Source organism: Niabella soli DSM 19437 (assembly GCF_000243115.2).
In the GTDB taxonomy this organism is placed as follows: domain Bacteria; phylum Bacteroidota; class Bacteroidia; order Chitinophagales; family Chitinophagaceae; genus Niabella; species Niabella soli.
Window position 1 is genome coordinate 3836153 of sequence record NZ_CP007035.1, and the last position, 20151, is coordinate 3856303.

19 protein-coding genes are annotated in these 20151 nt (G+C 41.9%); 10 read left to right on the plus strand and 9 right to left on the minus strand.

The window, feature by feature from the left end; translation table 11 throughout:
- Positions 1 to 6: 6 nt before the first annotated feature.
- Positions 7 to 534: a GNAT family N-acetyltransferase gene (locus NIASO_RS16110; RefSeq protein ID WP_008587612.1), complete on the minus strand. Its 528-nt coding sequence runs from the start codon at positions 532 to 534 to the stop codon at positions 7 to 9.
- Between the two features lie 156 nt (positions 535 to 690).
- Between NIASO_RS16110 and NIASO_RS16115 the strand changes: the two genes are divergently transcribed.
- Positions 691 to 969, plus strand: a complete 279-nt coding sequence (locus NIASO_RS16115) for a hypothetical protein (RefSeq protein WP_008587614.1) — start codon at positions 691 to 693, stop codon at positions 967 to 969.
- Between the two features lie 75 nt (positions 970 to 1044).
- Here the strand turns inward: NIASO_RS16115 and NIASO_RS16120 are convergent, their stop codons facing one another.
- Complete coding sequence (locus NIASO_RS16120; protein ID WP_008587616.1) at positions 1045 to 2001, minus strand: Fic family protein; 957 nt, start codon at positions 1999 to 2001, stop codon at positions 1045 to 1047.
- Between the two features lie 318 nt (positions 2002 to 2319).
- Between NIASO_RS16120 and katG the strand changes: the two genes are divergently transcribed.
- Positions 2320 to 4599, plus strand: a complete 2280-nt coding sequence (gene katG, locus NIASO_RS16125; protein ID WP_008587618.1) for a catalase/peroxidase HPI — start codon at positions 2320 to 2322, stop codon at positions 4597 to 4599.
- A 1156-nt stretch (positions 4600 to 5755) separates the two neighbouring features.
- Here the strand turns inward: katG and NIASO_RS16130 are convergent.
- Together NIASO_RS16130 and NIASO_RS16135 are read right to left on the minus strand one after the other, a co-directional pair.
- On the minus strand, positions 5756 to 6331 hold the full coding sequence (locus tag NIASO_RS16130; protein WP_008587620.1) for a hypothetical protein: 576 nt from the start codon (positions 6329 to 6331) through the stop codon (positions 5756 to 5758).
- 181 nt (positions 6332 to 6512) lie between these two features.
- Positions 6513 to 7124, minus strand: a complete 612-nt coding sequence (locus tag NIASO_RS16135; protein WP_008587622.1) for a hypothetical protein — start codon at positions 7122 to 7124, stop codon at positions 6513 to 6515.
- A 624-nt stretch (positions 7125 to 7748) separates the two neighbouring features.
- Here NIASO_RS16135 and NIASO_RS16140 point away from each other — a divergent pair.
- Both NIASO_RS16140 and NIASO_RS19775 read left to right on the plus strand, forming a co-directional pair.
- On the plus strand, positions 7749 to 7970 hold the full coding sequence (locus tag NIASO_RS16140) for a helix-turn-helix domain-containing protein (RefSeq protein ID WP_008587624.1): 222 nt from the start codon (positions 7749 to 7751) through the stop codon (positions 7968 to 7970).
- A 74-nt stretch (positions 7971 to 8044) separates the two neighbouring features.
- Complete coding sequence (locus tag NIASO_RS19775) at positions 8045 to 9067, plus strand: DUF4365 domain-containing protein (protein ID WP_008587625.1); 1023 nt, start codon at positions 8045 to 8047, stop codon at positions 9065 to 9067.
- Positions 9068 to 9142: 75 nt separating this feature from the next.
- On the opposite strand, the gene NIASO_RS16150 is transcribed toward NIASO_RS19775, so the two are convergent.
- The 3 genes from NIASO_RS16150 to NIASO_RS16160 are packed head-to-tail and all read right to left on the minus strand — an operon-like array spanning position 9143 to position 11566.
- Positions 9143 to 9520 (minus strand): ASCH domain-containing protein, encoded by a 378-nt coding sequence (locus NIASO_RS16150; protein ID WP_008587627.1) that lies wholly within the window; start codon positions 9518 to 9520, stop codon positions 9143 to 9145.
- Between the two features lie 4 nt (positions 9521 to 9524).
- A complete protein-coding gene (locus NIASO_RS16155; RefSeq protein ID WP_008587628.1) occupies positions 9525 to 11045 on the minus strand; it encodes a PIN domain-containing protein in 1521 nt (506 codons plus the stop codon).
- Positions 11042 to 11566 (minus strand): ATP-binding protein, encoded by a 525-nt coding sequence (locus tag NIASO_RS16160; RefSeq protein WP_008587630.1) that lies wholly within the window; start codon positions 11564 to 11566, stop codon positions 11042 to 11044. The genes NIASO_RS16155 and NIASO_RS16160 overlap by 4 nt, the downstream gene beginning before the upstream one ends.
- Positions 11567 to 11926: 360 nt before the next feature.
- Here NIASO_RS16160 and NIASO_RS16165 point away from each other — a divergent pair, with 360 nt between their 5' ends.
- From NIASO_RS16165 to dinD, 4 genes are all read left to right on the plus strand, one after another.
- Positions 11927 to 12256 (plus strand): nucleotide pyrophosphohydrolase, encoded by a 330-nt coding sequence (locus NIASO_RS16165; protein ID WP_008587632.1) that lies wholly within the window; start codon positions 11927 to 11929, stop codon positions 12254 to 12256.
- Positions 12257 to 12280: 24 nt separating this feature from the next.
- Positions 12281 to 14224, plus strand: a complete 1944-nt coding sequence (locus tag NIASO_RS16170; RefSeq protein ID WP_008587633.1) for a DUF2075 domain-containing protein — start codon at positions 12281 to 12283, stop codon at positions 14222 to 14224.
- A 47-nt stretch (positions 14225 to 14271) separates the two neighbouring features.
- Positions 14272 to 14985 carry a hypothetical protein gene (locus NIASO_RS16175; RefSeq protein ID WP_008587636.1) on the plus strand — a complete coding sequence of 238 codons (714 nt, stop codon included), beginning with the start codon at positions 14272 to 14274 and terminating at the stop codon, positions 14983 to 14985.
- Between the two features lie 433 nt (positions 14986 to 15418).
- A complete protein-coding gene (dinD, locus tag NIASO_RS16180) occupies positions 15419 to 16273 on the plus strand; it encodes a DNA damage-inducible protein D (RefSeq protein WP_008587638.1) in 855 nt (284 codons plus the stop codon).
- A gap of 341 nt (positions 16274 to 16614) precedes the next feature.
- On the opposite strand, the gene NIASO_RS16190 is transcribed toward dinD, so the two are convergent.
- Entirely contained in the window at positions 16615 to 17328 is a 714-nt protein-coding gene (locus NIASO_RS16190; RefSeq protein ID WP_008587643.1) for a helix-turn-helix domain-containing protein, read from the minus strand.
- Positions 17329 to 17429: 101 nt separating this feature from the next.
- Here NIASO_RS16190 and NIASO_RS16195 point away from each other — a divergent pair, with 101 nt between their 5' ends.
- Positions 17430 to 18455: a DNA-methyltransferase gene (locus NIASO_RS16195; protein WP_008587645.1), complete on the plus strand. Its 1026-nt coding sequence runs from the start codon at positions 17430 to 17432 to the stop codon at positions 18453 to 18455.
- Positions 18456 to 18483: 28 nt separating this feature from the next.
- Here the strand turns inward: NIASO_RS16195 and NIASO_RS16200 are convergent, their stop codons facing one another.
- The gene (locus tag NIASO_RS16200; RefSeq protein WP_008587646.1) at positions 18484 to 19044 is read right to left on the minus strand and encodes a hypothetical protein; all 561 of its coding nucleotides are present in this window, start codon (positions 19042 to 19044) and stop codon (positions 18484 to 18486) included.
- Between the two features lie 512 nt (positions 19045 to 19556).
- On the opposite strand from NIASO_RS16200, the gene NIASO_RS16205 reads away from it, so the two are divergent.
- Positions 19557 to 20081: a BRO family protein gene (locus NIASO_RS16205; protein ID WP_008587648.1), complete on the plus strand. Its 525-nt coding sequence runs from the start codon at positions 19557 to 19559 to the stop codon at positions 20079 to 20081.
- The last annotated feature ends 70 nt before the right edge of the window (positions 20082 to 20151 follow it).

Sequence of the window (20151 nt, forward strand, 5' to 3'; positions counted from 1 at the left end):
GAATGATCAGACGTTGAGTATTTTCTCATAAGCCTTTCGCGCCGCAGCGCGGAAAAATACTTCTCCGCAATAGGTATACCCCAGCTTTTCCAATATTCGCAACATGGCAGTATTGTCAAAATTGGTATCTACTTTAATACTGGGCACACCTTGTTGTAAACAGATGTTTTCTGCCGCCATCATAATTTCGGTAGCCAGCCCTTTTATTTTGCGTTCCTGTGAAACTGCCAGCCGGTGAATAACGGCATAAGGGCCATCTGTAAGCCATTTACCCTGTATGGCTTCATAAGCCGGTTCTATGTCAAAGATCAATGCAACATAGGCAATGATATTATCTTGCTCATCCATGCACACATAGCTCCATCCATTTTCAATATCGCGGTTAATAACCGTAGGATTAGGGTACCCATCCTGCCATTGCGTGCTTCCTTCAACCTTTCTTTTTTCAATAGCCTGTTGTAAGATGGACCAGATTGCGTCTACATCAGCTGTTGAAACCTTGCGCAATTGTATGCTGTTCTCTTTTATTGTCATAATGCGATTATGGATTGTTGCAATACTCGGTAAAAAAAATGAAATTTTGTATTGCCGCATTTTTAAAATTCAGTCTTGATCCCATTTTTCTGTACATACATCCCATTTATAAACAGTTGACGGACGTGGCTTATAAATTTGAGTAAAATTTACTTTATGAAATATATACTATCGCTGATTATAGCCGTTCTAATGGTTTCCTGCATACATAATAATGATACAAAGATTTCCGTATCAAGGCACGGCGATCAACTAATCGTTAAAGCGGAGCGATGGGAGAACGGGTTTAAAAAAGTGGATTATGAGCAAAGCTTTCCCGCGGAGCGACTCACAAAAGAGCAACAGAATGCATTAGTGAATCATATTTTAGATTCGCTCCACCTGCGCCCTGGCCTGAAGGAGGAAGGAGAAACACGTGTGCATATAAAGGATTAAATGATTATCTGTTTTAGGGCGCAACGAATGCACGAATAGCGCCATGACCTAATCGCGCGTTCGCCGCAAAATATTTTATGGCATTTTCTTATACTTGGTCAGTTTTTTATCACCCCATTTTTGAAGCAGGCCTTGCTCCACTGACGCCTTCAGGTCCCTGCTTGCAGAAGCAGACGACAACTCTTTAAAGTGCTGCATATAATCCTTGCGGGAAAAAGTTCCTGTTAGCTGTTCGAGGAAAAGCTGCATTCGTTGCCCGCCGGTTAGTCGCTTTGAGGCAGTTTTAAGCAGGTCGTCCAGGGCTTTGTCAATGATCTGTAACAGGTATTCGATAAAACGGGTCGATTTCCCTTCTTTATCGGAAACAGCAAGCGACCGGTAATATGCTTCCTGGTTTTTTGCAATAAGGGTTTCAAAAGGAAGAAACTGGAATACCGGGAAGCTATTCATTAAGATGAGTGTTTGCCATAAACGCCCCATTCTGCCATTGCCATCAGCAAACGGATGAATAAATTCCATTTCATAATGAAATACACAGCTTTTGATAAAAACCAATTCTGACGGGTCTTTCAGATATTTAAACAGTTCCTTCATTAGTCCCGGAACGCGTTCTCCCGGAGGAGCTACATGTGTTATCTGCGATCCTTTTACAATGCCTACACCTTTTGTACGATAGTTCCCTGCGTTTGTGATCAATCCCTTCATCAATAATCGATGTGCTTTAAGAAAATCTTTTTCTGAAGAATAGGAGAGGATCTGAAGCTTTTGGTAAACAGATAGTGCATTCATTACTTCTGCAACGTCTTTTTTCGGACCGATCACCCGTTTGTTTTCCAGCAAGGCTGTTACCTGGTCTTCAGATAAAGTATTTCCCTCAATGTGCAAGGAGGCGTGGATGGTTTTGATCTGGTTTTGTTTTCTGAGGGTGGGATTCGCCGGTACCAGGTATTGTGCGTTTACGGCCCCAACTTTCTCGGATATGGATGCAATAAGTACCAATATGCGAGGGGTTATATCGTATGGAGGTTTCATTTTTTGATACTATCATTTGATACTATCAAAAATAGCATATTTCCTCAAAATACATTAACCGATCGGCTCATTGGGAAATGTTAATAAGTCAAGAAGTTGTTTTGCTCCGTCAGGAGCAATGTGTTTATAGTAGGTTGAACGCAGAAGATCAGGGCTCCATCGGAGCCTCGTGTCTATCGGTATCCAACCAATCCTAATAGCTTCCATCTATAATAACATAAATTATATCGATATAATTTATCAGGTAAATGTTCTAAGTTTGGTTTATTGTTTGCGGCAATAGTAGTTTAAGTTAATCCTCAATCAAAAAAAATAAAAATGGAGAACGATTCTAAAGACATTAGCAAATGCCCGTTTCATAACGGTACAATAAAAGAGAACGTAGGCGGTGGCGGTACCCGCAACCGGGATTGGTGGCCCAACCAGCTGAAAGTAAGCATCCTGCGCCAGCATGCGGCAAAGTCTAACCCTATGGATAAAGACTTTAATTATAAGGCAGCTTTTGAAAGTTTGGACCTGGCCGCCGTGAAGAAAGACCTGGAAGCGCTGATGACCGATTCGCAAGACTGGTGGCCGGCGGATTTCGGGCATTATGGAGGCTTATTTATCCGTATGGCCTGGCACAGCGCCGGAACCTACCGTGTGGGGGATGGCCGCGGGGGGGCAGGTACCGGGCAGCAGCGTTTCGCACCGCTGAATAGCTGGCCCGATAATGTGAGCCTCGACAAGGCCCGTCGACTGTTATGGCCCATCAAACAAAAATATGGCAACAAATTATCCTGGGCCGACCTGCTGGTGCTTACCGGCAATGTGGCGCTGGAATCAATGGGTTTTAAAACCCTTGGGTTCGCCGGCGGACGGGAAGATGTGTGGGAGCCCGATGAAGATGTGTACTGGGGCTCGGAAACCACCTGGCTGGGCGGCGACATCCGCTATGCGCACGGCGGTGACCCCGGTGTGGAAAAGAACGGCGGTGTCGTAATTGCAGATGATAAGGACACAAACGGTACGCATTCCCGCCATCTGGAAAAACCGCTGGCTGCGGTGCAGATGGGATTGATATATGTAAACCCTGAAGGGCCGGACGGCAACCCTGATCCCATTGCTGCCGCAAAAGACATCCGCGATACGTTTGGCCGCATGGCCATGAATGATGAAGAAACCGTGGCGCTGATTGCCGGCGGGCATACTTTTGGTAAAACGCATGGCGCGGCACCTGCCACCCATGTGGGCAAAGTACCCGAAGAGGCCGGTATTGAAGAGCAAGGCCTGGGCTGGAGCAGCAGTTTTGGTTCCGGCAAAGGTGCCGATGCTATAGGCAGCGGACTGGAAGTTACCTGGACGCAAACGCCTACACAGTGGGATAACAATTTCTTTGAAACCCTTTTTGGTTTTGAATGGGAGCTGACCAAAAGCCCTGCCGGCGCGCACCAGTGGGTGGCGAAGGATGCGGACGCGATCACTCCGGATGCTTTTGACTCCGCTAAGAAACATAAACCAACCATGCTTACAACGGATCTGTCCCTGCGGTTTGATCCCGAGTATGGAAAAATATCCAAACACTTTTTAGAAAACCCCGATGCCTTTGCCGATGCTTTTGCAAAAGCCTGGTTCAAGCTCACCCATCGGGATATGGGCCCGCGTGCGCGCTACCTGGGTGCAGAAGTGCCTGCCGAAGAATTTATTTGGGAAGACCCGATCCCTGCTGTGGATCACGTACTGATCGATAGCAATGATATCGCTGAATTAAAGGCAAAGGTATTAGCCTCTGGTCTCAGCATAGCCGAGTTGGTAACTACGGCCTGGGCTTCTGCTTCCTCCTTCCGGGGTGGTGATAAACGTGGTGGTGCTAATGGAGCGCGCATCCGCCTGGCGCCGCAAAAAGACTGGGAGGTAAATAATCCGGCGCAATTGCAAAAAGTATTAGCTGTGCTGGAAGGCATTCAAAAAGATTTTAACGGAGAACAAGTAGGTGCTAAAAAAGTATCGCTGGCAGATCTTATTGTACTAGCCGGTGCCGCGGCTGTTGAAAAAGCAGCAAAAGATGCAGGCCACGCCGTGAGTGTTTCGTTTACTCCCGGTCGCATGGACGCCACACAGGAACAAACCGACGTGGACTCCGTTGCCTACCTGGAAACGCCTGCCGATGGTTTCCGTAATTACCGCAAGGGAGCATCTGTTGTACCTACAGAAGCCTTGCTGATCGATAAAGCGCAACTGCTGACCCTTACCGTACCGGAGCTAACCGTGCTGGTGGGTGGCATGCGCGCGCTGGGTGCTACCTGGGATGGTTCCAAACACGGTGTTTTCACGCAACGTCCGGGGCAACTGACCAACGATTTCTTTGTGAACCTGCTGGATATGCGTACGGCCTGGAAAGCTTCCAATGGCAGTCGGGAGCTGTTTGAAGGCAGCGACCGCACCACCGGCGCCACAAAATGGACCGCCACCCGTGCGGACCTGGTTTTTGGTTCCAATGCAGAACTGCGGGCCGTTGCTGAAGTATATGGAAGCGCGGATAGCGCGGATAAATTTGTAAACGATTTTGTAGCGGCCTGGGCTAAGGTGATGAACCTGGACCGGTTTGATCTGGCTTAATCTTTTCATAGATAAACCTATGGGTTTGCCTGACCGGCGGCCTCATAGGTTTTTTTATTTCAGTGATTCGATTATTAGGTAGCCGGCTTTTGCACTTCTATCAGCTTTACTTGGAGCCTGTCCCGCCGAAAGCGGGATCGCACACTTCGGCGTCAATGCTGCTATCAGCTTTGCTTGGAGCCTGTCCCGCCGAAGGCCTATCGTGTGGACACGTCTTTTGAGAATAATTAAAATAATTTGATTCAGAATTTAGGTCGTGACGAATCGACCATACCCTATCCATCCTGAGAGTGCCCGAAGGGCATAATGTACATAGCCCCTGGCGCAGCCAGGGGTACAGATACATAGAGGGAGCGGCCCTGAAAGGGCCGAACGTGTTTGTTGAACATAGCCGAAAGGGTGATCGGACACTTCGGCGTCAGTGCTGTTATCAATTTACCGGGATAGAAGATTTAAGGGATAGTCCTTGGTTATCTATACAACTGTTCCTTTCCTCTTTTCTTTTTCCACTTTTTTCAGTCGATAAAAAAGTGGAGCAATCCCGAAAGCTTTCGGGACTCGTCCGCAAAAAGGCAAATCCTGCCTGAAGCCTTGGAGGGAGGGATGCTTTATCCCGGACGGCAGGAACGGAAAAATCTACGCTTCAGGCTTTGTTCCGCCCAAAGCGGAACGCCATTCCGCTTGATTTTCCCTTTTGCTGTTTTGCGGACCGCCTTCTAACAAAATTTTCTGGTGCGGCATATTTTCGTTTCATCGGCGAATGCTTTGGTCTGGCCATTTCTGAACGGAACAGTAACTACTGCCATCAGCAATTTTCGGTGTGCCTCTTTTTTACGCAGCAAATTATTGTTCGTAAACAAATCGGACCCGTAAAAAATCAGCACCGTAATGTTTGTGCAACAATCAGGAAGCGGAGTGTGCGACCTGCCCTATCATTGAGGCTTTGCTATAACTTTTCATAGCGAATGTACATGTGCGTGGGCGGTCAGACGGGCGGAGCCATTCGTTTGACCGAGCCTTTTTGGCAACCTTTTGTGGCGACAGACAAAAGGTTGGGCAATAAATAAATTGATAATTGTTTATTGCCGTCTTATTGATTTTTGCTTCATAAATCAAAAACTCAGAATAGCGTTTTTTATTCCTTATTTTTCTTTCCTCATTTTCCTGTATCCACTACGACTCTTATTTCAACCGGTTGAGGGGCGGCAACGGCTTCCTTCTTTGGCTCCGGTTTTATAATCGGTTGCAGTTTTACATCCAGGTAATGAATCATAGTCGGATCATTGGTAAAGAAAGCTTCCGCCTGTTGGCGGTAGGCGGTGTCAATAGGAGCGGACAACAGGTGGGTGCTATTGTTACGGTCGTACAGCAACATGCCGTTTTTATGTACCCAGCTAAAAAACAGGTTGCCTTCGTTTAGCTGACGCAATACAAAACCCAGGGGGTGAATGACCATATTTGCCGTTCCAAAATGCGCGATCATTTCCTGTATTTCCGCGCGCTTTTCTTCATCCACCACTATGGCGCTTGGGGTGATGATGAGCAGGTTGCAGGTAAAGCGGCGCTCCTCCGCCGGTTGCTTTTTTACAAAGGCGCTTCGCGTGGCGGTTACGCAGGTTGTACAACCATAACAATAAATGATGAGGGCGTTCAGTTGTGCGGCAATTAATTTTTTAATGCAATGCAGGGCGTTTTGTTCTTTGCCATTGAGCTGACTGATATAATTTTTCATGGTTTTATTTTTAAAAGGTGAATATTTTATTTTTAAACCACATAGATACAATAGAAATCATAGCGCCAAATGCAGCATAGACTCCCCGCCATCGCGGGGAACATAGTGTATGTGTTTTTATGTTTTCTTTCCTTGCTGTTAAATTCTATGTGCCTATGTGGTTAAATTTAAAAGGAGAATACTAAAACTCTATTAGCGCCGGTTTCAACTGGCCATCCACATGTGTTACCTCCCGTACATCAATAAGGTGGGCAGCTTCCAGCAGCTTGGTCAGGTGAAAATACCTCCGGAGCAGATCCAGGTCACAACTATCCGTATTGCTGGCCAGGGCATACTCCACAATAGTGTCCATATCCTGCTGCCATTGTTCCGGTTTTTGATAATTAAAAAAACGATGAAAAACAAGGTAGGGGTTCCGGTATTCTGCTGGTGTTAGCGTTTTAGGGAGGTATTCCCATTCGGGGCAAAGGGAGAGCGGGCGGGCATAGAGGCGTTTATCCGTAAACTGATCCCACGCTATTTTTAAAGCGCCGGTTTCCTTTTGCCGGGTTAGCTGGCGGGCGGCCAGCAGCACGGAAGTAATGACTTTGAATTTGCTTAGTATTAAAGCCGGATCCTGTTTGTGGCAAACTTTTGGGCTGGCGGCGGCAAACAGCACCTGGCGGATGGTGCTGCGGTAGGAGTGGATGTTGGCATAATTAAAGCATTCTGCAAAAACCTGGCGGGGATCGGTAACGGTGGTATAGCACCAGCCCAGGGTTTGGAACGGGTCTTTGTTTTTGTGTTTTTTCATGTGTGTTTATTTTAGGTGAGTGTATTAAAACGCGCATGTTATACAGCCAGGGAGGCTTTGCCCAGGCAATTCTTCAATAAGAATGCGTCATCCCGAACGAGTCGGGCCCTGCCCAACCAATTCTACAATAAGAACGCGTCATCTCGAACGAGGAGGGCTCCGCCCGACGAGGAGAGATCCCCTGCTACAAAAACGTACTGCAACTTAGTTTCACTGCTATAAGGGCGAGATTCCTCTCTCCGCTGCGCTGCGTTCGGAGTGACGGTTTCATTGGGCCACCCACAAAAAGAAGCGTGGGTTGGTCCTTACCGTACTGAAGGGCTACGACACCCTGACGACGAAATAAGAACGCCCACGCTTGTGCCTTAAATATAGTAAGGAAACGTGAGCGATTTACCCTATCATCTCGCCGTCTTGAAAGGTCGTAGTTTTCAGTACGAGAATAACAGCAAATACGCTTTACCTTATGTAGTGTATGACCTTATTTATGATGAATTATTAAACATAGATATTGATCAATTGGATAGAATTTCTATCCAAATATATATTATTTAAACTCATTCTTCCAAATTTTTTACTTCTTTTTTTAAACTTTTTTACTTTTCAGATTATAAAGAAAACTAAATGACCAAGTTAGGAGAATATTTAGCCGCTAAATCGGTCAACAAATCTGAGGTTGCCAGAAGAACAGGTTTAAGTAAAGCCCGTGTTAACCAGCTTACTTTGAATGATACAACTAAACTTAGAGCTGATGAATTATACCTCATTGCACTGGCAATTGATGTAAAGCCAATTGAATTGTTGGAATATGTGTGTGAGGGGGTAAAGCTGGTGGAAGTAAGATAGTTTTATCAAGTATTATTTGCTAAAGTATATTTTGAAAGCTTTTTAAAACCAAAACATTTTTATTAGTTAAGCGTATGTCAACAAATCATTTTCCCATCTACAGCTCTAATAGACGAAAAGGTGATAGAGGAGTAACATTCGTGAGATCTATTGTTGAAGATCAATATGAATGGATTTTTAGACCTACTCATGTTGAAGACGATTTTGGTATTGATGGTTATTTTGATATTATTGGAACCGATAACAGTGTCACAGGGAAATATCTTGGTGTGCAAATAAAAACGGGTGAAAGCTATTTTAAAAATCAAACTTCAACTGGATGGAAATATACAGGAGAACATAAGCATCTTAATTACTTTTTAAATTGTGATTTCCCAATACTGATTATAATTGTCGATCTTGGCCAGCAACAAGCCTATTGGGCAGAGTTTGATATCAACAAAACCGATAAAATAGGGCTTGGTTGGTCATTAACGATACCAAAAGAAAATATTCTTGATATTTCAGCAAAAGAGAGCATTCGGGAGTTAGCGGGGGACGTAATAGATTACATGTCTCAAATTGAATATCAATGGGAGGTGAATCGGAAAATAAAAGATAGCTCGCTAGTGCTTTTAAATGTTAGTAAAGCTGAAATAGAAAATGGCGATGTTTCGGGGTTTGTAGAATTGCTAGAACGATTAACCATTAATGATGATATGATTAAAAAAGCGAGAGGAAAAATATCATTCTTAATTGATGGATATAATTATGATTTAAGAGAAGTATATGAAATACCGGAAATTAGGTCATGGGTTAAAAAAGTGATCCCTGTTTTTAAATATTGGGGATACTTTTTAAATATGAATTTCAATATTCAGCGTTTAGCAGGACTTCGCGTTTTGCATGTATGTTCAGTTGATTTATATGTAAAGTCAACCAACGATATAAAAAGAGAAAAGTATATAGAGTATAATAAGGAACAGTCGGTGGAGTTTATGAAACAGTTGTTTCATTGGTTAAATGAATTCACAGAGAAGTATAAATTATCAGAAAATGTTAACAAAGACCAAAGTGCTCAAATAGCTAAAGTACTTTTTGACTACGATATGCATTAGAGTTTAAAAGTTGACATTTTGACCTGCTCTGAGTGGAGTAAAAATTAAGAACCATCCAAGATTATATTGACAATTTTACCTACCTGTCCAATACGCAAAAGACTGTGGTGGCACTAAATTGAAATCTTCTCTTAAACACTTTGGCTTTTTATATTTTTTGGTTTTTTTTATTTTTATTGCAAACCCTTCGTTCTTATTTGCAAAGTATTCGTAATAGAATTCTTCACTAATGCCTGAATGCTCTTGGGTTAAGTTCCAAAGCGTATCAAGGTCATATTTAAGTACCTTATCTATCTCAAATTCACCTATCACTTTTTGAACAGGTGAAGAAGCGTAAACGATTACTGATTTAATATTTTCATTCTTAAAAATCGCTTTCCTAAATTCAAATTTCTTTGTTCCTTCAAAAATTTTATATGCAAATTCGGGCTTTATAGATAATACTACTTTCATTGTTTCATTTCTTAGAATAAGCAAATTTAATTAAAACATTAAACTGCTCGTCAGTTAGTTTTACAAACCCCGTTGGCACACTCGTTGGATCCGGAAATATTTTCAGTTTAATTAGATCGTTTAATGTGGGCTTGGGAGTAGGCAGAGAATGCGCATATAGAAAATTAATGATGAAGGGTTTATATTTAGGAAACTTGTTCCACCATTTGGCTTCCAGATCTTCTTTTGAAATCATTGTTCGCCTATTACAACTATTGTAAAAATCATTGAAGTCCTTGAAGTCGGATTTTATACTTTCTACTATACAGATTGTAGTTACTGTACTTGAATATTTTTTAGGAGAAGTTTCGCCAATACGATAGATTAATACAATATCTCCCGGTTTAAGATTTCTATCGGGTGAATGGGAAATATAAACTTTACTTATTCTATTCCTATGTGGTTCATTTTCGGTATATTTTGTTTTATCTTCCCTCGTATTGATGCTATCTGGAAATAGCTCAGTATGATACTGGGCCTCTATTTTTATTAAATATTTATTGGTTTGTCTTGAAAAAAACGGGAAAGTTAGTTTTGGATTTTCAATATTGGGAGGAAGCGTTTTACTAAATGGACGAACGTAAACCAATTCTTCTCCGTTGGCGGTAGTTTTGATTCCATGCTTGTAAAAACCCCATTCTTCAAGCATTTCTATTAATTGTTCCTGCTCCGGTCTTTTATTAAAAACAGTAACGTAGATTTCCTCTACTTTAAAAAGAAGGGCATTGTCAAAAATTGTCTTAAGAAATCGTTCACCAATTTTATAGCCATTTCCTGTAACTTTTAAAGTACCTATTTTTAATCTCTTTTTAGGCGTAAGTACGGGCAAAATATTAGAATAGTTTTCACCAATATTTTCAATTTTTATGAAAAGGAATGCTGTTAACTGACCATCACTATAACAAACATAACAGGGATCTTCGGATTTGCTATTAAACCATTTGTCAAACTCTTGGTAGTCATTCCTAAAGCTATCAAAAAATGTATCGGTGAGATCAACTTCAGCAAAGTCGACCTTTTTAACCGCTAATACTTTATGCGTAATTAAGTTAGGATTCTCAGCGGTTGATTTTTCCAGGAAATCCTGAATCCTAAAGACTTTTTCACTTATTCCTAATAGCTTAGCTTTAGCATGTATTTTTTTATCTTCCGAAATTAACAGATCAACCCGATTTTCATATACCTCATTGAGAATTTGGGTATCATTAATATCATTTTTGGTTGTATCAATTTGTTTGCTCGCTGCTTTGATTGCAGCACTTAATGGTGCCTGGTGTTTTAATTGATTATAACTCTCAACTTTAACATTCATTGTCTTCACTACTTTCTGATCTTGATGCTTATTTAATTCAGATAAAGTCAGTGGATGAATATATTTGTCATACTTCAGCTTGTCCAACCAATTAAAGAGCTGACCAATAGCGGGGTTGATAACTTTATTTGCCTCTCTATGGATAATAATATTTGTATCAAGTAGCACTTTCATGGCTTAAATATTTCTTGCAGTTTATTAATAATTACGAACGCATCATCGGTTTTGATCAGCGGTATTTTTAATTCTTGGGACAAATTTGTTGCATGAGTAATTTCTGCCTCCTGCATGGTATGTAAAAGATCGGCATCATATAACCGCCCGTCTCTTTTTTCGAGTCTCAATTTAATTTTATCAATTTTATCATGAACAACAATTAAAACCGCAGGGTTAATTGTTTGAAATGTTAGAATGGGCACTTGCATAATTTTTCCGCTGTTATTTAATAAACAGAAATGTCCATCTAGCAAATACGTCACGTCCTTTTGAATTTTATCATTCAATCCCAATATTAGTCGGTCTTGTGTGTCAGTAACATCTTTTACCTTCTTGTTTTTTGGATCTGTATTTATCTCTGCCCATTTTAATAGCGAACTTGCTAATAAATATTCAAAATCAAATTCGGCACAAATCATTTGACTGATTGTGCTTTTCCCAGTCCCATGGATTCCTCCTATGAAAATTATCTTACTCATCGATTATTAAAAGCAATTGAACTATCTTATTCCGCAACCGTCTTTTTGTATTTTTGTTTTTCAATTGGTGAATCTCTAAGCGTCAGTTGCTGTTGCTAATATACTCATTTTTTAAGCTAATGAAAATTCTCCCACTTGGCTTTTATGCAAATATATTTTCTTGCAAGAACCCCTTATTATGGAAAACCGTAAGGAAAACTTTTCCAGATGCGATACCGGAGAGATACCTTCGCTCACACGCCGAGATGGGCTCGATCGGGATACAAAACATTTCTGCGCGGCCCGGGCGTAAGCGTTAGATTCTATGCAATACCTCTTTTGCAAGGTTTTATCTTTGGAATTTGCTAATTTGAGGCTGTTATGCAAGATATTGACATCGTAATGCAGCACCTTTTAGCTTTTAGAGATGCACGGGATTGGGACCAGTTTCACAATCCCAAGGACCTGGCCCTGGCCATCAACGTGGAGGCGGGGGAACTGCTGGAGTTATTCCTTTGGAAAGATCCGGAGGCAGCTAACAGAGATAAGGTAAAGGAGGAGCTGGCAGATGTGCTGGCCTTTGCTTTTTTGCTTGCTAATAAATACGGCTTTGATATAAAAGAAATATTGTTGGAAAAGATAGCCGCCAACGATAAAAAGTACCCGGTGGATAAAGCCAAAGGCACTGCTAAAAAGTATAACGAACTATAGCGCCTTTATAAAAACCCGAACTGCATGATTGTATACCAGCGTACCAAGGAGGATTTTAGTAATGATGTGCTTACCAACACCATTGATACCATCATTGCCGGGCAAATACGCCAAAAAACGGGTAAAGAAATAGGCCGCAGCGAACTGGACGCTTTTAAAAACTCCCTGGCTTATATGGATAGGGTGCTGCATGATAAGGACATACCGGAGAACTGCGGCATATCAGTAGAATACCATATACCCCAAACCTGTAAACGGGTGGATTTTATAATATCCGGTACAGACGGGAAACGGGAAAATGTAATAGTAATAGAATTGAAACAGTGGTCTGAAGCGTGGCTTACAGACCAGGACGGCATTATAGAAACCCGCTTTCGTGGTGGTGTAACCAGCACCAGCCACCCCTCCTATCAGGCGTGGTCTTATGCGGCGCTGCTGCAATCCTTTAATGCCACAGTAGAGGAAGAACACATTAACCTGCAACCCTGTGCTTACCTGCATAACTATATGCCGGATGATGTTATCACCAACGGGTTTTACAACTATTATATTGAAAAGGCCCCGGTATTCCTGAAGCCGGATGCGCTGGAGTTGCGTGCTTTTATAAAGCGCTTTATGAAGTATGGCGACACCACCAACATCATCGCCCGTATTGATAATGGTAAAATACGTCCTTCCAAAAGCCTTGCAGATAGCCTGAAGTCTATCATGAAAGGGAATAAGGAATTTATCATGATCGATGATCAAAAAGTGGTGTACGAGCAGGCGTTGCACCTGGCCAAACATTCCAATCCTAAAAACAAGAACGTGCTGATTGTGGAGGGTGGGCCGGGCACCGGTAAATCTGTAGTGGCCATTAATCTTTTGGTGGAGCTGAATAAACGGGGACAAATGACGCAGTATGTTACCAAAACCAGCGCTCCGCGGGAGGTGTACTTTGACAAGTTGCAGGATGTGCGGCGTATGGCAGAATTAAGGAACCTGTTTGTAGGCTCGGGCTCCTTTATGCGGTCTCCTGAAAATGCTATGGCCGCCCTTATTGTGGATGAAGCGCACCGCCTTACGGAGAAAACGGGTTTTTTAAAACAGGGCGATAACCAGATAAGGGAGATTATTAACACTGCTGTCTTTTGTGTGTTTTTTATAGATGGCGACCAGCGGGTACATATTGATGATTATGGAACAACAGACCGTATAGAACAATTTGCGCTGGAAGCGGGAGCCAGGGTGCATAAAACGCAGCTGGCATCGCAGTTTCGCTGTAATGGGTCCGACGGCTACCTGGCCTGGCTGGATGATGTGCTGCAAAAAAGAGATACAGCTAATGATACATTGGATGCGGCCGGGTTTGATTTTGAGTTTAAAGTGCTGGACAGCCCCAGCGCACTGCGCGATCTTATTTTTGAAAAGAATACAATAAATAACAAAGCAAGACTGGTTGCGGGCTACTGTTGGGACTGGAAGAGCAAAAAAGTACCACTGGCCAACGATATTGTTTTTCCGGAATATGATTTTCAAATGCAGTGGAACCTGAGCACTTACGGTTCTAAATGGATTATTGACCCTAACTCTGTAAACGAGGTGGGTTGTATACATACCTGCCAGGGGTTGGAGGTGGATTATGTGGGCGTTATTATTGGCGATGACCTTATCTGCCGGAACGGAGTGGTGATGGTAAATCCTGCCAAACGCTCAAAAGATGATAAATCAATTTTCGGGTATAAAAAGTTAATGAAGGAAAACCCGGAAGCCACCCAGGAATTGTTGCGGGCAATTATTAAAAATACGTATCGCGTACTGATGACTCGCGGCATGAAGGGCTGCTATGTGTATTGTACAGATCCGGAACTAAGAGATTACCTGAAACGCCGCCTGGGTGTGCCGGCAATCCAGGAGCCAATCATTGAGCCGGGCTTGCTGATTGCGGCGGAAGACCGGCCTAAGTATAAGACGAAGAGGGATGAATAGCTAGAGTATTGTTTTGAGGAGAAGTTATACTAAATAATAGCGTCATTATGAGAAGATTGCTTTATGTATTGCTTTGCATTTTTGTGGCAGCCGGTAACTGTGTTTATGCACAAAAGGACACGCTGCATGTTTTTAATAAGAAGGCATATGACCGCTATAGTGTTATAGCGGATAGTATTGTGCGGCTTTACTACATGGATGCCATGTTGCCATTTATTAGTAAGGATTCAGCCAGAAGCTATTATCGGACACTGAAAACTCCGGGGGGAGGCACTTCGAGCGAATTTGACAAGCCGCTGTCTTTTGAGCCGGAAATGTTTTGCTTCCGGTATTATTTTAAACACCCATCGTTTAAAGGGGATTCGGTGGAAATAAAGTTTTACATTCATAAAAATGGCACATTAATGTCTGGGTTTGTTCCAGAAGGATTGTTTGATATGCGCGGCATTGAACGGTTTGAAGCTATTACATCTTATAAAGCCCTTGAAATAGCCCAACAATTAAAAATAAAGCGACCGTTGAATCATTATGAAGTTTCGCTGGGTTGGTATGAAGCGCGTATTTCGAATGAAGAATTTAAAAAATACGAGCTATCAAATGACTTGCGGGATTTTGTAAAAGGCAGGATTGTATGGCTGGTAAAAAGCGAGTATAAAATACCCAAGGAGGGCGATGAAACGCCCAATATAGAAACGTACCTGATTGATGTGTTGACGGGGAAAGTGCTGCAAGTATGGGAACACGCTGTTGACTGGGGATAGAGGATGAACTTTTAATTGATGCCCTTAAGAATTGCTAATCATTTATTAATATAATGAGGTTATAGATAATTAAAATGCAGCCCCTTCATATTCCACTGCTGAAGAGTGCGATCCCGCCTTCAGCGGGACAGGCTCCAAGACTGCTGCCATAAGCACTTCAGCCCGGCCAAAAAATATTTAGGAATCAATTTATATTTTCCTGTGTTGGGGTAGCGATGGCTTCTGCTTGTCCAGTTAGTCCCGCGAGCCCCACCAGGGCTATGTGCGACAATGGCAACCTGTAGGACGATGAGCTGGTGTTTAAAGGATAAGATTCCTCTCTCCGCTTTGCTGCGTTCGGAATGACGGTTAGGATTGGGGTTGGTTTTTATAAAGTAGATTACCTCCTGTATTCGTTAAACTTTATTTTTAACTTTACCTAAAATGTATAACCATGAAAAAAGACATAACACAACAAGCATTATCTGTGTTTGAACAAATTAAGCACACCGATGAAAACGGCAATGAATTTTGGATGGCAAGGCAACTTGCCAAAGCACTTGATTATACTGATTTTAGAAATTTTTCCGGTGTAATTGAAAAGGCCTGGGAGGCCTGTAAAAACAGTGGGCATAACCCTTTAGAACACATCGTTGAAACCAACGAGGTGTTAATTGCCGGGCAGGGAGCAAAACAAACTTACTCAAGCTATAAACTATCCCGCTATGCCTGTTATTTAATTGTACAAAATGCAGATCCGTCCAAAGAAGTAGTAGCACTTGGACAAAGTTATTTTGCCGTGCAAACAAGATTGCAGGAAATAACGCAGATGGAAGCCTATAACCGCCTTAGCTCCGAAGATGAAAAAAGGCTTTTTCTGCGTAATGAAATGGCTAAGCACAATATCCATTTAGCAGCTGCCGCCAAAAATGCCGGGGTAATAACTTCTCTTGACTATGCCATTTTCCAAAATCATGGGTATATGGGTTTGTACGGCGGGCTTGATGCTAAAGGCATACATAAAAGAAAAGGGCTTGCGAAAAGCCAGCAAATACTTGACCATATGGGAAGTATCGAACTGGCTGCCAATTTGTTTCGTGCCACGCAAACAGAAGAAAAATTGCGAAAGGAAAACATACAAGGTAAGCCAAAGGCCAACCAAACTCATTTGGAGGTAGGCAAAAAAGTACGCCAAACTATTAGAGAGCTTGGAGGAACCATGCCCGAAAACCTGCCCACGGCCGCTAGCATTAAAAAACTGGAAACGGCGGCTAAACCAAAACAATTAAAACCCAAGAGAGAAAAGTAATTTGCCTCAGGATGGGGAGGGGCGAACAGCGATCTATGACCATTTTCGTGCTTTCACGAAAATGGTCATATTGGGAAATGTACCTCAGCGTGCCCCATAAAAACCCCCTCCCGTTATTTTAAAAAACTGTTGAGATAACTTAAAATAGTTGTTGTTTGTTCCATAAGGCTTACATGCCCCTGCGCGGGAACAATGGCCAACTGGGATTTTGGCTTTACCCCAAAATCGGCAACTACATTGCCGCCCAGCAGAGTTTTATAGCTATTAGATTAAAACCCGGCGAAATTATTGAAGTATGCAGCGGCAGGACACATTTTAAAGAAAGCTTTTTAAGCCCGCATCTACAAAAGTCTTATGCCATGCAGACGCACATATTTTAATGGAATTTTGGGATTATTAATATCCTTATCACCATCGGCGCTCCATTTCTTCTCCCAGGCAACATAGTAAGGTTCAAGATGCGCTGGTTTTAACTTATAAATCTCAAGTAATTCGATGCCTTCATAGACCGCGAAAATCCAGTCAACTTTCCTGTATTTTTTGATTATGGTTGGATTCATGTGGTGATGCGTAGAAAAGCTTTTGGTTAGCCGAATGTTTACTGATTTTAGTTCATATTCATTTCCTGCATCATCCACCGCATCATTGCCTTCCCTCCCCGGTAAAATTTTTAAACCGGTGTGGAGAAGAACCTGTAACAGTTTTCCGCCATTATCCTGGAATATATCGTTAATTCCATTTGCTTCTGCAAGTGTTTGGAATCTGCGGATCTGCGGCAAAATCATGTTAAGAGCGATAAGTTCTTCATTTTTGCTGGCGGTGTATATAGTAATAAGATTCGGATCTAATAAATCAAAAAGTGTAACATTTAGCGCCTGGGCAAGCGAAGCGGCTTTTTCAACGGTAATATTGTATTTGGCGTTCTCAATATATCCAATATAAGTTCTGTCTATTTCTGCAAGATCTGCTAAGTTTTGTTGTGAGAAACCAAGTCGTCTTCTCAAAAAAGCAATATTTTTTGCCAATATTTCCTGGTAAGCATTTGGTTCGTTCATCTAATTTTGTCTTTATTACAAAAATAATTCTTTTGACTAATAATTTGCCGAGTATATTCGGAATTGGTTAAGTTTGCTTACTTTGGTTAACTAGATATAATATGGCAGGTTATAAAACAAAATACGGGGAGGCATTTTGCAGAGATGCTCTTTTAGCGCTGGATGATTTACAGGATAATTCAGTAGACCTGGTTGTCACAAGTCCCCCATTTGCCCTTTTGCGGAAGAAAGAATACGGGAATGAAAGTCAGGAAGCCTATGTGAACTGGCTTGCTCAATTTGCCAGGGTTGTATATGCCAAATTGAAAGATACCGGTTCTTTTGTTGTAGATATTGGGGGCGCATATATGCCTGGTATTCCTTCCAGAAGCTTGTACAATTTTAGAGTACCCATACATTTTTGCGATCATTTGGGATTTTATCTGGCGGAAGATTTTTATTGGTATAATCCCTCAAAGCTGCCGAGTCCTATTGAATGGGTGAATAAAAGAAAGATCCGGGTTAAGGATGCTGTGAACAATGTGTGGTGGTTTAGCAAAACGCCCTACCCAAAATCAGATGTCACAAAGGTTTTAACTCCCTATAGCGACAGGATGAAAAAGTTGATAGAAAACCCTGAAGGATTTTATACCCCTAAAGTGCGCCCTTCAGGTCATGATATTGGAGGAAGTTTTGGTAAAGATAATGGGGGGGCAATTCCTCCCAACTTATTACAGATTGCGAATGCAGAATCTAATAGTAGCTATCTAAGTCATTGTAAAAATCTGAAAATAAAGAGCCATCCTGCCAGATTCCCAATTCAGCTTCCTGAATTTTTTATAAAAATGTTGACTGATGAAAATGATTTGGTTATTGACATATTTGGAGGTTCAAACACAACGGGTTTAGCATGCGAACAGTTGAAGAGAAGATGGCTATCTTTCGATTCAGATCAACAATATGTCGCAGCATCAGCATTGAGGTTTTTACCTAAAGAGTCAAGAATTAAGGACGTTGCATCTATTTATTTTTCTATTTTAGACGGGAAAAATATTGAAATCATTGATGCTTTAACAAATAAGTTGGAAAATAGCCCTTCTGTAGATAGACAAATAGAAGAATTACTTGAATATCTAGATCAAAACTGATATATACTTAAATGTTGTATTCGAGAGGTCATTTTATAATCTTTAACTCATCAATTTTATTCTTTGCCGCTGTAAATGCTTCGTCAATTATATCGGCATTGTCAATGAACAAAGTGTTATCTGAGCCATATTTTTCTAAGGTAATGTACCATTTGGCTTTTCCCTTCTCTACATAATAACCTACCTGAAAACCATCATCCGTTACAAATTTGTTTTCCATATAATCAGGGTTGGCTGCAATGTCATTACCAACCTCTGCTTTTAGTGCCTTTACTGCTTTTAAAACTTCAATCAAATCGCTATATTCAATTGAGGCAGTGGTATTGCTGTATTGGCCTTTCTTTACAATCTGGTAAAAATACCCATTTATAGAACCTCTGGAAATTTTGCGAATTCTTGTTTCTGCTCCAATATAAGAAGTTTTCATGTTGGGTAATTTGGTATCTACAAATCGCATGAGGCTTCCTGTTTTTGAGGCAAAAGCATCCATTTTCGTTTTAAATGTTTCGCCCTCTTTTTTTACTTCTTGTCCATAAGAAATTATTGTAGTGATAAGAAGTGCAGTAATAGTCAATAGTTGTTTAAGCATAGCATCAATAATTTATTTGGCGCGAAGTTTTGGATTTTATCTCTTGATTTTTTACGGGAAGCCGTAAGGGTATAAAATGCTGGAACAAGATATCAGAGAGAGCCCTCCGCTCACCTGCTGAGGAGGGCTCGGTTGGGATGACAAAAACATGTACCCCCGTGGATGACGGAGTAGGGCGTTGCTCCTCCATATTCCACCGCTGAAGTGTGCGATGCAACGATGCTACGATATGCACTTCAGCCCGGCCAAAAAATATTTAGGAATTAATTTGTATTTTTTTCAATGTTGGGGGTAACGGTGGCTTTTTGCCGGTCCTGCTAGTCCCACAAGTCCCACTAATATATGTGACAAAGGCGACTTGCGGGAGATGAGCTGGTGTTTAAAGGATAAGATTCCTCCCTCCGCTTCGCTGCGTTCGGAATGACGGTTAGGATTGGGGTTGGTTTTTATAAAGTAGATTGCCCCCTATATTCGTTAAACTTTATTTTTAACTTAACCCAAAATGTATAACCATGAAAAAAGAATTGATCACCGAATTATTACAAAAATTTGAAGCCGCCTGCTATGAAGTAAAAGGCGTGGAATGCTGGAGCGCCCGGGAGCTGCAACCCATTTTGGGCTATAGCCGCTGGGAAAACTTTTCTAATGCGCTGGATAAAGCACGTAAATCCTGCGAAGCCGCCGGGGAAGCGGTGACCGATCATTTTCGTGATGTCACGAAAATGATCGAATTGGCTAAGGGAGCGCAGCGTCTTGTTCAGGATATTGCGCTTACACGCTATGCCTGCTACCTGGTAGCGCAAAATGGCGATCCGGCCAAACCGGCCATTGCTTTTGCTCAAACTTATTTTGCAGTGCAAACCCGCAAGCAGGAAATTATTGAGCAGCGCCTGTTGGAAGTAGCAAGGGTATCGGCCCGTGAAAAACTGACCAAATCGGAGAAAAAGCTGTCGGGCATTATTTACGAACGCGGGGTGGATGAGCAGATTTTTTGCCTACGCTTACCATCAAAGCCAAGGATTTTGCTACGGAGCTAACCAGTCATAACGTAGTGGAAAAAGACCTGAAAGGCAGCCAGCAAATATCTCAAAGGAACATGTAGACAAT